Below are 14959 nucleotides of genomic sequence, written 5' to 3'. Positions count from 1 at the left end.
ACAGGAGCTTCGGCACTACCTCACCGCCCATCAACGACCCGCTGGGCCTTGATGGTACGTCTAATCTTGCTGCTCAAAAAGGAACGTCGCACTAGCCGCCTCCCACTTCGGCGGGCCCGGGGTCACGATGTCCCGCTGAGATAGACCTCCCGGGCCAGCCTCGTCACCTGACCGGTGGAGCGCTGCCAGGTGGTCGAGGTGGGGTAGGCGGTCAGCAGCACCATGATCCAGCGCTCCTTCCGGCCGACGAGCCCGGTGGTGTGAAGCACCGGGTGGCCGAAGTCGGGGACCGGCCCGGCGGCCGATGCGGGGACGGCCAGGCCGGCGTCCCGTACGGCCGTGACCTGGGTCGCCGCGGCTCCGGCGGCGGGTGCCGCTCCGGCGGAGGCCGCCCGCCCGCACGGGGCCGGGGGCGTCGAGCCGTACCCCGACCAGCCCTGTTTGACCGCCCAGGGGGCCGGGACCGCGCGGGGAATGCCGAAGTACTGGTCGAACCCGTCGGAACCGCACTGCCCGGCCTTTCGCAGGTGGCCGAGGATGAGGCCGCCCACCCTCGGGTCGGCCTCGTCGAGCAGGTAGCGGTAGGTCCGGGTGACGTCCAGTGCGCTGAGCGAGGTGTAACCCCAAAAGCCCGGCCGGTCGGCGGGCGGCGGAGCGGTCTCGGTCAGCCCCAGTCTGCGCGCCGTCCGCTCGACGATTTTCCCCTGGCCGCCCCGGGTCCAGAAAGAGGTCGCGGCGGCGTCGTCGCTGACCCTCAGCATCTTCGAGAGCAGGGTGAGATCGCCCCGGGGGACGCTGCCGTGCGACTCCAGATAGTCGATCGCGATCAGGATCTTCACCACCGACGCCGACCGGAACCTGCGATGCGCGTTGCGCTGCGAGGTGACCTTGCCCGCCTGCCGGTCGAAGACCACGTATCCGGCGGTCACCCCGGCCGGGACGTGTGGCGTGCCGGAGGAGGCGGCGGACGCCGGACCGGGGGCCGCCAGGAGGGGAAGAGCGGCCGTGAGGAGTGTCAGGAGACGTGTCACCCGCAAATGCCTACCAGATCCCGGCGGTGAGGGCCGGGAAAAGGATGGGACGCGCCGCCCGGCAGGTCAGGCACGTTTGGCGATGGCGGTGATGAGAGGCTGGACCAGGCGGGCGGCCAGTGGGCCGAACGCGGCGAGGATGAGCACGTAGGCCGCGGCCAGCGGGCCGAGCTCGGGGTGGACTCCGGCCGCCACCGCCAGACCGGCGATCACGATGTTGAACTCGCCCCGGGGAATGAGCGCGATACCCGCCCGTGCCCGTCCGGCTCTGCCGATTCCGGCCCGCCGGGCGGCGTAGCCGCCGGTGAGCAGCTTGGTGACCATGCTGACCAGGGCGAGCAGCGCGGCGAGCCCGGCCACCGGCCCGATCTTGGTGGGGTCGGTCTGCAGGCCGAAGAAGACGAAGAACACCGCGGCGAACAGGTCCCGGAGCGGGGTCAGCAACGCCTGGGCGTCCTCGGCCAGCTCGCCGGAGAGCGCGATGCCCACCAGGAAGGCGCCGACGGCCGCCGAGACCTGGAGCTGCTGGGCCACCCCGGCGACCAGCAGCGCGAGCCCGACCACCTTCAGCAGCAGCACCTCGGAGTTGGGGCTGGCCACGAACGCCTCGATGAACCGGCCGTAGCGGAGCGCGACCAGCAGCACGACGCTCACCGTGGCCAGCGCGATCGCCACGGTGAGCGCGCCGCCGAGGAGGCTCAGCCCGGCCAGCAGCGCGGTGAGGACGGGCAGGTAGACCGCCATGGTCAGGTCTTCGAAGACCAGCAGGGAGAGCACCACCGGGGTCTCCCGGTTACCGATCCAGCCCAGGTCCGACAGGACTTTGGCGGTGATGCCCGAGGAGGTGGCGTAGGTGACCCCGGCCATGGCCACGGCGGCCACCGGACCCCAGCCCAGCAGTAGCGCGGCGATCGCGCCCGGTGCCGCGTTGAGCACCAGGTCGACGACTCCGGCGCGGGCGTTGCCTTTCAGGCTGGTCATGAGCTCGTCGGCGTTGTACTCCAGGCCGAGTGTGAGCAGGAGCAGGATGACGCCGAGTTCGGCACCGACGGAGATGAACTCCTCGCTGGTGGCCAGCGGGATGATCCCGCCGGTGCCGAAGGCCAGTCCCGCCAGCAGATAGAGGGGGATGGGAGAGATGCCGACACGGAGCGCCAGCGCACCGAGTATGCCGAGCCCGAGAAGGACGGCGCCGAGTTCCAGGAAAAGGACCGCTGTGTGCACCCGGCGCCCTATCCGAGGGCGATGATGTCGGAGACGGCGGAGGTGCTCTCCGGGCTGCCGACGACGACCACCACGTCGCCGCCGTCGAGCACGAAGTCGGGGCCGGGGCTGGCGAACACCTGTCCGCCGCGCACCACGGCCACGATGGACGCGCCGGTGCGGGTGCGGACGCGCGCGTCGCCCATCGGCCGCCCGGCGTACGGTGTGTCGGGAGGGATCGGCAGCTGGAGACTGACCAGGCCCTCGACCTCCCGGTGCAGGGCGTTGAGGCGCTGCACGATGCGCGGGGCGCCGAGCAGCTCGGCGAGCGCGTCGGCCTCCTCGTCGTTCAGCCTGACCGTCTCACACGCGCGATCCGGGTCGTCCAGGTCGTATATCACCAGGTCGCGGCGGCCTGAGCGGTGGGAGACGATCCCGATCCGCCGGCCGTTCCGCGTGGTGAACTCGTGCCGCAGTCCGATCCCCGGCAGCGCCGTCTGCTCGACCTCCACAGTGCTAATCCTCCACCTATGCGCACATTGACGGTTTCCAAGAACCTATCAAGTGGCAGGTCCGCCGCCGATATCGTTAATAAATGTTACTGCCGATTGGTTTAGTGGGTTTTTCCGGGCGTGGGCTGGGACGGACCGGATTCCAAGGGGCGATCGGGTCCGGTGAGACGGGACCGCCTTCACCGCGGCGGACGGCTCACGGAGGCGGGCGTCCGCGCCGGACGGGTACGGCGGGCGGCGATCACGTCGGCCAGGGCCACCACCAGCGTGACCAGCACGAAGCCGATGGTGACCAGCAGCGCCCACCGGAACGCCAGGGCGTGGTCGCCGCGCGAGGAGACCACCTGCGCGAAGAACACCGAGCCGATCGCCGCGATGCCCACGGCGGTACCGATCCGCTGACCGGTCTGCAGCACGCCGCCCGCGGTGCCGGCCTCCGCGACGGGAACCTCCGACAGCGTCAGCGTCTGGTTCGGTGAGATCACCAGGCCGCTGCCCAGGCCGGCGACCAGCAGCGGTACCGCGATCGCCCAGGCCACGTCCTGGCCGGAGACCAGCCGTACGGCGAGCTCGGTGGCGGCCAGCCCGGCCGTTACCAGCACCAGTCCGGCCACCACCAGCGGGCGGCCGAACCGGGTGACGACCCGGCCTCCCAGTACCGAGGCCGCGGCCGATCCCGCCGCGAACGAGGTGCTCGCCAGCCCCGCCCCCAGGGCCGAGTAGCGCAGGCCCTCCTGCAGGTAGAGGGTGAGAATGAAGAAGATCGCGGTGAAGCCCGCGAAGTAGAGCGCCGCGATCAGGGTCCCGAAGGAGTAGGAGCGTATGGCGAACAGGGACAGGTTGACGACCGGCTGACGGCGTCTCCCGTAGTGACGCTCCCAGCCCACGAAGACGGCGAGTACGGCCACCCCGGCGAGCAGCGGCGGCCACCTTCCCAGGCTGTGCCACCGCTCCCCCTCGACGAGCGGCAGCAGCACCAGGACGACCCCGGTGGCCAGCAGCAGCACGCCGACCGGGTCCACGCTCTCCCGTGGCCGTCTCTCCGGCGGCCGGTGGGGGATGTAGCGGTACGCCAGGAATATGGCCAGGACGCCGATGGGCACGTTGACGTAGAAGACGAGGCGCCACCCCTCCCGCGCGCCGCCCAGGCCGATGAGCAGCCCGCCGAGGAGCGGGCCGATCGCGGTGGAGACGCCGATGGTGGCGCCCAGCAGGCCGAAGGCCCGGCCCCGCTCGGCGCCCCGGAAGAGCTGCTGAATCAGGCCGCTGACCTGTGGGTTGATCACCCCGCCCGCCACCCCCTGGACAAGCCGCGCGACGACCAGCCAGGTGGAGCTCTGGGCGACTCCTGCCGCCGCGCTGGCCAGGGTGAAGAGGGCGACGCCGAAGGCGAACACGTCACGCCGTCCGCGCATGTCACCGAACCGGCCGGCGGGGACCAGCACCAGCCCGAAGGTCAGGGCGTACCCGGACACCACCCACTGCAGGTCGCTCTGCGGGGAGTGCAGCCCGGTGCGGATGGCGGGCAGTGCCACGTTGACGATGCTGACATCGAGCAGCGTCATGAAGCCGGCGACCAGGCAGACGGTCAGCGCCTTCCACCGGCGAGGGTCGGCGTTCTCCCACCGCCGGGTGGGCGGTACCTCGTCCGGCCGGGCTCCGGTGCTCATCCGGCCGCGCACGGGTACGGGCGGGGCGCGGGCGTTCGGCTGGGGCGCGGCATGACGGTCTCGGTCTCGACCTCCGGTGGGGTTTCTCCTCTTCAGCTGGACATACTTACCATTTTTGGGCGGCCCAATCACCGCCGCGGGGTCAGGGCGCCGGGGGAGGGGCGGAGGCGTGCTGCCAGTAGGGGTCGCGGTAGAGCACCACGGTTGTGCCGCGGATCAGCTCGTCCGGGGCGGAGATCAGGACGAGTTCGCCGTCGGCCTCCAGCCGGCGGAGGACGTCGCGGACCCGGGGGCCGACGGGCAGGCGTCCAACCGGCAGGTCGAGGGTGGCGCGGACCGTGTCGGCCACCTCGGAGAGCCGGAACGGTCCCGTGAGCGGGGCGATCAGCTCGCGGACGAGGTCGACGGTGATCGTGGCCTCGGCCTCGGCGCAGGCGAGCTCCCAGGTGAGCTGTACCGCGCGCCGGCCGGTTCCGGCGCACGACGTGCAGCTCTGGGAGAAGGACGGGACGATCTGCTCGGTCGCCGAGCCCAGGCAGGTGGTGCACTGGTTGGTCTCCATCGCGTGCGACTCCGCGGCGCCCCGGTCCGCCAGGGGTCTGCCACACAGGCACAGGTAGGTCCGGAATCCGCCGCGGACCAGGACGAGGTCGTCGGCGTCGTCCGGTATCTCACTCCATCGTGCGGTTATGGTGTGCTTTTTCATGGTCTGGTGACTTTACCCACTCTGATTGGCCTACCGCAGTTCGACGGGGACCACCCGTACCGGAGCGCTCCACAACCATCCCTCGGTGACGTAGGTGGCGGTCAGCAACGTCATCAGGGCCAGGGCCCGTTCCGTCGAGGTCGACGGATGCGCTCCGCAGTCGCCGAACCTGCACATCCACAGCTCGAACAGGCTGTCGTGGCCGAGTTGCTGGTAAACCGAGGGCCGGGCGACGCTGACGCCGTCCCGCCAGATGTCGACCGAGGAACTGGTCAGCGGGAACCCGCCGGCCAGGACTCCGCCGCCCGCGGTGACCAGCCGGGCGACGGTGTCGTGCACCGGCAGGGCGCCGCCGGTCTGGAAGAGCACGACCCCGCCTCCCGGAGGCCCCGCCACCCGCAGGGTCTCGACGGGGGAGTCGTGCTCCATCCTCCACAGCGCCTCGGGCCCGACCGGCGGGCAGTGTTCGGGAACGGCCCCCAGCCGGTGGATCACCTCGTCCTCGCTCACCCCGCCGACGAACGCGACGCAGAACTCCTCGTTGTAGTTCTCGTAGGAGAACATCATCTCGTCCACGGTGTCCTGGATCTCACGGAGCCTTGGGCCGATCCGGGGAGCCCCGGGGAGGTGGACGAACAGGTCCGCCAGCTCGGTGAAGAGCGCCTGAAGGCCGGGAGAGCGCCCGGCGATGCACGGTCTCCAGGGGTCCGCCCCCGCGGCCAGCAGCACCCGGACGGCGTCGTCGTGGCCGTGGCGCACGGCCTCCCAGAGCGGGGTGGCCCCGTCGTCGTCGGCGGGGTCGACCTCGGCGCCCCAGGCGAGGAGCAGTTCGATCAGCCCGGCCGCGCCCTCCTGCGCGGCCCGGTGCAGCGGTGTGGACCCCTGCCGGGGGAGCCGCCGACCGGGGCCGAGCCCGCCCGGCGGCTGTTCGCGGACCTCGGCCGGGTTGCTGTCACGCCAGGCGTCGATGATCTCATCCCACTCGCTGTCGCTCACTGTCACCCCATCTTGTGGCTCTGACAGGATCAAATCACCGTAAGCCGACATTTTCGATCAAACCTATACGGGAGGGCCGGTCGGTGATTCGGGCCGACCGGCCTAGGGTGCGTAGACGGATGTTCTTGAGGGAGGCGTGACATGTCGGTTCTCGTAGCGTTCAGCGTGACCCCGATCGGAGCCGGGGAGGACGTCGGCGAACTCGTCGCGGAGGCCGTGCGGGTGGTTCGCGCGTCAGGGCTGCCCAACCGGACCGACGCCATGTTCACCACGGTCGAGGGGGAGACCTGGGACGAGGTCATGGCCGTGGTGAGGGGCGCGGTCGAGGCGGTCGAGGCGCGGTGCGGACGGGTCAGCCTCGTGCTCAAGGCCGACGTCCGCGCGGGGCGTACGGGCGGACTGGACGCCAAGGTCGCCACCGTCGAACGCCATCTCGCCTAGACCGCGCACCGGCGGGATCTCCGCATCGGGAACACCGGCGGGGCCGGGATCGGTTACATGATCGGGCGACTTGGGGAGCGTGCGCGGATGGCGGGAAACGGATCGATGAGGCGTGCCCTGGTGGGCGGGCTGGCGCTGGCCGCCGCCGGGTGGGCGTTGCGCGACGTTCCGGCCGCGCTGGGCGCCAGGGCCGCGGGCGGGCGGCTGGCGCGGATGCGCCGGTCCCCCCGGTTCCGTGACGGCGCGTTCCGCAACCCGGTACCCGCCGCCGCGGTGCCGCCGGGCACGGTGCCCAGGCTGCTGGGCGAGATGGTCTTCGAGCGTGACGGCCGCCGTCCGCCCGGCAGGATCCCCCTGGTGACCTCTCCCGCCGTCAAGCCGTCCGCGACCGGCCTGAGCGCCGTCTGGTACGGCCACGCCACGACGCTGGTGGAGATCGAGGGACGGCGGGTGCTGTTCGACCCGGTGTGGAGTGACCGCTGCTCCCCGTCCGCGCTGATCGGCCCGCGGCGCCTGCACCCGCCGCCCGCGCCGCTGGCGGGTCTGCCCGTCGTCGACGCGATCGTGATCTCACACGACCACTACGACCACCTCGACATGGCGACGGTCCGGGCGCTCACCGCCCTGCAGGCGGCGCCGTTCCTGGTTCCGCTGGGGATCGGCGCGCACCTGGAGCGCTGGGGCGTGCCCCGCTCGCGGATCGTCGAGCTCGACTGGGAGGAGGAGACCCGGGTGGCGGGCCTGCGCTTCGTCGCCACCGCGGCCCGGCACTTCTCCGGGCGCACCCTGACCCGCGACCGGACCCTCTGGGGTTCCTGGGTGGTGGCCGGGCCGAACCGGCGGGTCTTCTACGCCGGAGACTCCGGATACTTCGACGGCTACGCCGCGATCGGCGCCGCGCACGGCCCCTTCGACCTGACGCTCATGCCCGTCGGGGCCTACAGCCCGAGCTGGCCGGACGTCCACATGACCCCGGAGGAGGCGGTCAACGCCCATCTCGACCTGGGGGGCGAGCTGTTCCTGCCCGTCCACTGGGCGACCTTCACCCTCGCCTTCCATCCGTGGGCCGAGCCGGTCGACCGCCTGTGGCGCGAGGCCAAGGCCCGCGACGTCCGCCTGGCGGTCCCCCGCCCGGGTGATCGCGTCGACGCCGACGACGCGCCCGCTCCGGACGGCTGGTGGGAGCTGCTACCCCCTCGGCTGTTTCATTGAAACTTGGAATAAATTGCGCTCCGGAATATTCCCCGACCTTGTGAGAGGGGCGATATCTGGCTTACCAATCAGAATATGATGTCTTACTGTTTACCGATTTATGGGCCGGTGTTGGCCGTGCCTTCGGGTGGGGCGGCCGGTCTCGTTTTCCATCTGGGGGGACAGTGCCGGTCTTCGTCGTGCGCGCTGCGAGGTCGCCGAACCCATGAGCGCCTCCACCGGCACCACGAAGATCATCCTTTATGACTACGAGCGGTTCAGCCGGCTCGCCGGTCCGGTGACCGAGCCGGAGCCGGGCCGGCCGTACCGGGTCCGCTACCGCTCCCTGCTGGCGGGCGAGCCGCACCGGGTGCGGGCGGTGCTGCTGATGGCCGCCGCGCTCGTCGTGGAGTTCACCCTGATGGCGTGGCTGCTGCTGCCCGAGCACTGGACGGTCCGCCCCGACCCCTACGGCGTGCTCCCGTGGTACCTGCCGCTGGCCGACCGGATCATGCTTGTGGCGATCGCCCTGATCGAGATGTTCCGCCTGGTCAGCGTGGTCTCCAACGTCCACGCCATGCTCGCGGCCAGGGATCCGGTCCCGGTCGTGCCCGAGTCCGGCACCCGGGTGGCCTTCATCACCACCTGCGTGCCCGGCAAGGAGCCGCTGGAGATGGTCAGGGAGACCCTGTCCGCGGCCCTGCAGATCCGCCACGACGGCCCGTTCGACGTGTGGCTGCTGGACGAGGGCGACGACCCCGACATCCACGAGCTCTGCGACTGGCTGGGCGCGCACCACTTCACCCGCAAGGGCGTGCCCGAGTGGAACCGGCCCAGGGGCTCCTTCCGGGCGAAGACCAAGCACGGCAACTACAACAGCTGGCTGGCCGCGCACGGCGACGACTACGACTTCTTCGTCTCGGTCGACACCGACCACGTGCCCCTGCCCGAGTTCTGCGAGCGCATGCTCGGCTACTTCCGCGACCCCAGGGTGGCCTTCGTGGTCGGCCCCCAGGTCTACGGCAACTACGCCACCGGGGTCACCAAGGCCGCCGAGAGCCAGCAGTTCCTCTTCCACTCGCTGATTCAGCGCGCCGGCAACCTGTACGGGGCACCCATGTTCGTCGGCACCAACAACGCCGTGCGGATCCGGGCGCTCAAGCAGATCGGAGGCCTGTACGACTCGATCACCGAGGACATGGCCACCGGCATCGAGTTCCACCGCGCCCGCGACCCGGAGACGGGGCGGCGCTGGATGTCGGTCTACACCCCGGACGTGCTCGCGGTCGGCGAGGGGCCGTCGTCGTGGACCGACTTCTTCAGCCAGCAGCTCCGCTGGAGCCGGGGCACCTACGAGACACTGCTCACCCAGTTCTGGCGGGCGGCGTTCCGGCTGTCACCCGGCAGGCTGTTCAACTACAGCCTGATGGTGACGTTCTATCCGATGTCCGCGTTCAACTGGCTGCTGGCCGGGCTGAGCGCCCTCCTCTTCATGGCGGTGGGAGGCTCCGGCGTGACCGTTCCCATGGACGTGTGGCTGATGCTGTACGGCGACGCGGCGCTGCTGCAGGTCATGCTCTACACCTGGAACCGGCGGCACAACGTCAGCCCGCACGAGCCCGAGGGCTCCTCGGGGGTGGCGGGAATGGTGATGTCGGCCGTGTCGGCGCCCATCTACGTGGCGTCGCTGGCCGGGGCCGCGCTACGGCGGCCCAGCAGGTTCGTGGTCACCCCCAAGGGCGACTCGGCCAGCCCCGACCGGATCGCCACCTTCCGTATCCACCTGTGGTGGGCCGGTGTCTTCGGCGGCGGCCTGCTGCTCACCCTGTTCTGGACCGGTCATGTGCACCTGGTCATGACCCTCTGGAGCGTTCTGGCCCTCGTGATCTGCCTGGGGCCCCTGGTGGCCTGGGCCTGCACCCGCCGGGAGGGCCGTTGAGCCGACTGCGGAAGAACCTGTTCGCCGCCGCCGTGGTGGCCGTCGTCGTCGGGGTCAACCTGCCGGCCGTCTCCGGGTTCGCCTCCAGGAAGTGGCACGAGTACCGGATCGACCAGGACGACTACAAGGCACGCTACGGCCGGTGGACCTTCCTGAACGTCCCGGACGAGTTCAAGGTCAACGCCATTCACGCGGCGCTGCTCCACACCGGCAAGGTGCTCATCGTCGCCGGCTCCGGCAACAACGCGGCCAACTTCGCCAAGGGCACGTTCAAGACGCTGCTCTGGGACCCGGCCAGGCCGGGACAGGAGGGCGAGTTCAAGCTGATCGACACGCCCGTCGACTTCTTCTGTGCCGGGCACGTGATGCTGCCCAGCGGAAACCTCCTCATCGCCGGCGGCACACTCCGCTTCGAGGTGCTCAAAAGCAGGGTCAAGCGGGCCGGCGGGCCCCTGGTGGTGAAGAACGAGGATCCGGACGCCCAGCCCAGGCACCTGCACCCCGGCACGCTGGTCGCCGCCCCCACCGGGCAGCTGTACCGCACCACCGCCCATATCACAGTGCCGCCCGCGAAGAAGGTCGAGACCGGCCTGCCGGGAAAGGCGCGGATCACGCCCAGCGAGACCAAGGTCTTCGCCGAGGCCGTGGACGAGGGGGCGCCCGGCCTGTTCACCCCGGCCGAGGGTTCCGTCAGATACCGGATCCAGGGGCTCACCGGCCGGGAGAGGCGGAACCTGTACGCCATGGGTGCGAGCATGACGCTCGAAAAACAGGACTTCCAAGGCATCAGGGACGCCTACGAGTTCGATCCCGTGGCCGAGCGCTACCTCAAGGTCCAGGACATGAACGAGGGCCGCTGGTATCCCACGATGACCGCGCTGCCCGACGGCCGCGTGATGACGGTCTCCGGTCTGGACACCGTGGGCCAGGTCACCAGGGACAACGAGATCTACGATCCGGGGACCAAGACCTGGCGGCCGGGCCCCAAGCGGTTCTTCCCCACCTACCCGGCGCTGTTCCTGCTCGACGACGACACCCTCTTCTTCTCCGGGATGAGCGCCGGGTACGGCCCGGGCCGGCTCGCGCTCCGTCCCCCCGGTGTCTGGGACTACCGCCACGACACCGACCGCCCGGTGAAGACCTCCGGGGGTGCCGGAGGCGTGGCACCGGACGAGATGGAGGCGTTCACCCCGGTCCCCGGCCTGCCCGAGCCCGAGCTCAACGAGACCGGCGCCTCGGTGCTGCTGCCCCCCGCGCAGGACCAGAAGATCATGGTCATGGGCGGTGGCCCGGTGGGGGAGCGCCAGCCGGGCCAGAAGAACGCCACCGACCGGACCGCCCTCATCGACTTCAAGGAGCCCGCGCCCCGCTACGTCCGCGGCCCGAACCTCTCCGACCCGGTGCGCTACCCGTCGGCGGTGCTCCTCCCCGACGACACCGTGTTCTCCTTCAACGGCTCCGGCGACTACCGGGGCCGGGGCGGCAGCGACGTGCTGCGGGCCGAGGTCTACCATCCGGAGAGCAACAGCTTCCACGAGGCCGCCGCGCCCGCGGTGGGCCGCAACTACCACGCCGAGGGGTTGCTGCTGCCCGACGGCAGGGTGCTCGGCATGGGCTCCGACCCGCTCTTCGGCGACGAGGGCGGCACGATCCCCGGCGCGTTCGACCAGCGGGTCGAGGTCTACACCCCCGCCTACCTGTTCAACGGTGAACGGCGCCCGGTGTTCACCGGAGGGCGGCGGGCGCTGCGCCTGGGCGGCAGGGCGGGTTTCAAAACCCCCGACGCCAGGCGCATCAGGCAGGTGCGGCTGATGCGGCCGAGCGCGGTCACCCACGTCACGGACGTGGAACAGCGCTCCGTCAGCGTCGACTTCACCCGGGTGTCCGGCGGCATCGTCGTCACGCTCCCGGCCAACCCCGCGCTGGTGCCGCCCGGTTGGTACATGATGTTCGGGGTCACCGGAGAGGGAACCCCGTCCCAGGCCCGCTGGGTCCACATCCGGGGAGACCGAGCCCGAGGAGATCGATGAACAGGTACGGCCGCGCCGCCGGCGCCCTCGTCCTCACCCTCGCCGCGGCGGCCTGCGCCGGCGACCCCACCCCGTCCGGGGGCTCGCCGCCCCCGGCCGGCGCCACGGGTTCCCCCGGCTCCGGGGAGACGCGATTCTACGTGGACCCCGACGGCGCCGCGGCCCAGGAGGTCCGCAGGCTCCAGGGGGAGGGCAGGACCGGGGACGCGGCGCTGATCCGCAGGATCGCCGACCGGCCCAACGCGATCTGGATCGGCGACCCGGACCCCGCGGCCCGGGTCGCAGCCGTCACCGAGAAGGCGCGCCGCGCCGGTCAGGTGCCCGTCCTGGTGGCCTACCACATCCCCGACCGCGACTGCGGCCGGTTCTCGGCGGGCGGGGCGTCGAACTCCGGGGAGTACCGCACCTGGATCCGCCGCTTCGCCGAGGGGATCGGCGACCGGCCCGCGTGGGTCGTCGTCGAACCCGACGCGCTGGCGCACATCCTGGACAACTGCACCCGGGGCGGCCGGGCGGCCGAACGCCTCGGCCTGCTCAGGACGGCGGTGGAGACGCTGAGGAGACAGCCCCGGGCCAAGGTCTATCTCGACGCGGGGAACGCCGGCTGGATCAGGAACCCGGCCGACTGGGTCGAGCCGATGCGGCGGGCCGGGGTGGCCTCGGCCGACGGCTTCGCCTTCAACGTCAGCAACTTCTTCACCACCGAGGAGAGTGTCGCCGTCGCCCGGCGGCTCTCGGACGGCCTCGGCGGGGCCCCCTACGTGATCGACACCTCGCGCAACGGCAACGGCCCGCTGCCCGGCGCCCAGGGCGACGACATGTGGTGCAATCCGGCGGGCAGGGCACTGGGCGCGGAGCCGACGACGAGGACCGGCCACGAGCGGGTGGACGCCTTCCTGTGGATCAAACGGCCGGGGGAGTCCGACGGCGAGTGCCATCGGGGTGAGCCCAGACCGGGCGAGTGGTTCCCCACCTACGCGCTGGAGCTCGCGCGCAACGCGGGGTAGCCGCCTGATTCGTTACACCTTGGATCTTGCAGGTGGACTTTGCCGTGCAGGACATTGACCGGAGTTGTCAATTTTCATCGACCTCCGGGAGTCCCCCTCGATGAACAGGTGGAAAACAGTCCTCATCGCCCTGGCGGTCGCCCTGCCCTCCGGGGTCCTGCCGGCGGCGGCCGCGCGATCCGCGGCCGCCCCGATCGAGAACGACGAGACCCAGCCGGTCCACTCGCGCGCCGAGGCCCTGACGGAGACCGTGTTCGTCGAGGTCGCCGGGGTCGACAGCGACCACGACGACCGTCCGGACCGGGTCGCCGTCGACATCATGCGGCCCAGAAAGACCGAGTCCGGGCTGAAGGTCCCGATCATCATGGAGGCCAGCCCCTACTACGGGGGCGGCAACGACGTGCCCAACCACGTGGTGGACCTCGACGGCTCCGACCCCGCGGGCATGGAATACCGGCGCAACAAGTTCAACGACCTGCGCGACGAGATGTTCGGCCTCGACGAGGGCCTGAACGACGCCCGCGCGACCGTGCCGCCGTTCCGCGGCTACTACGACAACTACTTCGTCCCGCGCGGCTACGCCGTGGCGCTGGTGGAGAACCTCGGCTCGGGCCGGGCGACCGGCTGCCCGACCACCGGCCTGGACAACGAGACCGCCGGGCCCAAGGCCGTGATCGACTGGCTCAACGGCAGGGCCCGCGCGTTCGACGCGGACGGAAAGGCCGTGGAGGCCGGCTGGTCCACCGGAAACGTCGGCATGATCGGGGTCTCCTACAACGGCACGCTCGCCAACGCTGTCGCCGCGACCGGCGTCAAGGGGCTGAAGACCATCGTGCCGATCGCCGCCATCTCCTCCTGGTACGACTACTACCGCGCGGGCGGCGGCGTGCTGGCCCCCGGCGGATACCAGGGGGAGGACGCCGACGTGCTGGCCCGCTACGTCCTGACCCGGGAGAACGCCGAGCAGGCCTGCGGCCCGCTGATGGACCGGATCGGACACGAGCAGGACCGGGTCACCGGCGACTACTCCGATTTCTGGGACCGCCGCAACTATCTCAACAACGTGCGCCGGGTCCGCGCCTCCGTCTTCGCGGTGGCCGGCCTCAACGACTGGAACGTCAAGACCAAGCACACCGTCCAGTGGTGGGACGCGCTCGCCCGCCGGGGTGTGCCGCGCAAGATCTGGCTGCACCAGGGCCCGCACTTCAACCCCTTCTCCTACGCCCAGCGCAACGCCGAGTGGCTGCGCCAGCTCCACCACTGGTTCGACTTCTACCTGTACGGCCTGCGCAACGGCATCATGGATGAGCCGCAGGCGGACGTGGAGTCGGGTCCGGGCCAGTGGGCCCGGCACGCCTCCTGGCCGCTGCCCGGCACCCGTGACGTACGGCTGCGCCTGGCCGCCGGCACCGGCGGCCACGACGGCACACTGGGCCGGGAACGCTCAGACGGCCACACCGTCGAGTCGTTCACCGACCAGAGCGCCCGCACCGCCGAGCAGCTCGCCGAGAACGTCACCGCCGCCGACCCCAACCGCCTGGCCTACCTGTCCGCCCCCCTGACCAGGGACGTCCGGTTGTCCGGCACCCCGAGCGTGTCGGTCAGGGCCGCGTTCGCGGGCGGGCGCTCGCCGTACCTCACGGCCCTGCTGGTCGACTACGGCACCGACACCCGCGCCTCGGGCGACGTCGTCTACGGGACCACCCCGGTCTGTTACGGCCAGGGCGTGCCGGGCGACACCGGCTGCGCCCGGCTCGCCGAGCACGTCACGGTGACCGCCCCATACAAGATCATTACCAGGGGGTGGCTGGACGTCCGCAACCGCCACTCCGCCTCCAGGACCGAGCTGCTCCGCGAGGGCGCGTTCTACGACTTCGACCTCGACCTCCAGCCCGGCGACTACGTCGTCAAGGCGGGGCACCGGCTGGGAGTCGTGCTCATCTCCACCGACCGCGACTTCACCCTCCGCCTGCCCCCCGGAACCAGGGTCTCGGTGGAGCCGGGCGCGGGCTCCGTCCGGCTCCCCCTCGTCGGCGGCCGGGACGCCCTCGACTGATCCGCGCCGGCGGCCGGACGGCACCGTGCCCCTCCCGCGGTGTCGCCCGGATCGTCCGGCGCCGCCCCGGCCTCCGCGCGGTGACCGGCCGCCCCCGGGCGAGGCCGGGGACGACCCCGAGGGGTGACCCTGGCTTGTCCCTGACTTCGGCCTCCCGCCCTGCCGCCGGGCCGTACC

At 71.2% G+C, this 14959-nt stretch carries 12 protein-coding genes; 6 read left to right on the top strand and 6 right to left on the bottom strand.

The genetic code is table 11. From position 1 onward, the window contains the following. Positions 1 to 122: 122 nt before the first annotated feature. The 6 genes from ABZ194_RS27695 to ABZ194_RS27670 form a co-directional block, all read right to left on the bottom strand. A complete protein-coding gene (locus ABZ194_RS27695) occupies positions 123 to 1031 on the bottom strand; it encodes a hypothetical protein (RefSeq protein WP_355599956.1) in 909 nt (302 codons plus the stop codon). A gap of 66 nt (positions 1032 to 1097) precedes the next feature. Next, positions 1098 to 2255, bottom strand: coding sequence for a cation:proton antiporter (locus tag ABZ194_RS27690; RefSeq protein ID WP_355599955.1), 1158 nt, complete (start codon positions 2253 to 2255; stop codon positions 1098 to 1100). 8 nt (positions 2256 to 2263) lie between these two features. Beyond that, positions 2264 to 2746, bottom strand: coding sequence for a cation:proton antiporter regulatory subunit (locus ABZ194_RS27685; protein ID WP_355599954.1), 483 nt, complete (start codon positions 2744 to 2746; stop codon positions 2264 to 2266). Between the two features lie 179 nt (positions 2747 to 2925). Next, entirely contained in the window at positions 2926 to 4416 is a 1491-nt protein-coding gene (locus tag ABZ194_RS27680; RefSeq protein ID WP_355599953.1) for an MFS transporter, read from the bottom strand. Positions 4417 to 4558: 142 nt separating this feature from the next. Beyond that, on the bottom strand, positions 4559 to 5122 hold the full coding sequence (locus ABZ194_RS27675; RefSeq protein ID WP_355599952.1) for a hypothetical protein: 564 nt from the start codon (positions 5120 to 5122) through the stop codon (positions 4559 to 4561). Positions 5123 to 5152: 30 nt separating this feature from the next. Beyond that, positions 5153 to 6118: an ankyrin repeat domain-containing protein gene (locus tag ABZ194_RS27670; protein WP_355599951.1), complete on the bottom strand. Its 966-nt coding sequence runs from the start codon at positions 6116 to 6118 to the stop codon at positions 5153 to 5155. Between the two features lie 141 nt (positions 6119 to 6259). Here ABZ194_RS27670 and ABZ194_RS27665 point away from each other — a divergent pair, with 141 nt between their 5' ends. From ABZ194_RS27665 to ABZ194_RS27640, 6 genes are all read left to right on the top strand, one after another. After that, positions 6260 to 6559 (top strand): MTH1187 family thiamine-binding protein, encoded by a 300-nt coding sequence (locus ABZ194_RS27665; protein ID WP_355599950.1) that lies wholly within the window; start codon positions 6260 to 6262, stop codon positions 6557 to 6559. A gap of 105 nt (positions 6560 to 6664) precedes the next feature. Continuing rightward, positions 6665 to 7771, top strand: coding sequence for an MBL fold metallo-hydrolase (locus ABZ194_RS27660; RefSeq protein ID WP_355599949.1), 1107 nt, complete (start codon positions 6665 to 6667; stop codon positions 7769 to 7771). Positions 7772 to 7976: 205 nt separating this feature from the next. Continuing rightward, positions 7977 to 9689, top strand: coding sequence for a cellulose synthase catalytic subunit (locus tag ABZ194_RS27655; protein WP_355599948.1), 1713 nt, complete (start codon positions 7977 to 7979; stop codon positions 9687 to 9689). Beyond that, positions 9686 to 11719, top strand: coding sequence for a galactose oxidase-like domain-containing protein (locus tag ABZ194_RS27650; protein ID WP_355599947.1), 2034 nt, complete (start codon positions 9686 to 9688; stop codon positions 11717 to 11719). Before ABZ194_RS27655 ends, ABZ194_RS27650 begins: the two co-directional genes overlap by 4 nt. Then, the gene (locus ABZ194_RS27645; protein WP_355599946.1) at positions 11716 to 12726 is read left to right on the top strand and encodes a glycoside hydrolase family 6 protein; all 1011 of its coding nucleotides are present in this window, start codon (positions 11716 to 11718) and stop codon (positions 12724 to 12726) included. Before ABZ194_RS27650 ends, ABZ194_RS27645 begins: the two co-directional genes overlap by 4 nt. 100 nt (positions 12727 to 12826) lie before the next feature. Continuing rightward, positions 12827 to 14782: a Xaa-Pro dipeptidyl-peptidase gene (locus ABZ194_RS27640; RefSeq protein ID WP_355599945.1), complete on the top strand. Its 1956-nt coding sequence runs from the start codon at positions 12827 to 12829 to the stop codon at positions 14780 to 14782. Positions 14783 to 14959: the final 177 nt, after the last annotated feature.

The organism is Streptosporangium sp. NPDC006007 (assembly GCF_040614315.1).
In the GTDB taxonomy this organism is placed as follows: Bacteria; Actinomycetota; Actinomycetes; order Streptosporangiales; family Streptosporangiaceae; genus Streptosporangium.
This window is presented reverse-complemented; position numbering and strand designations above follow the sequence as displayed.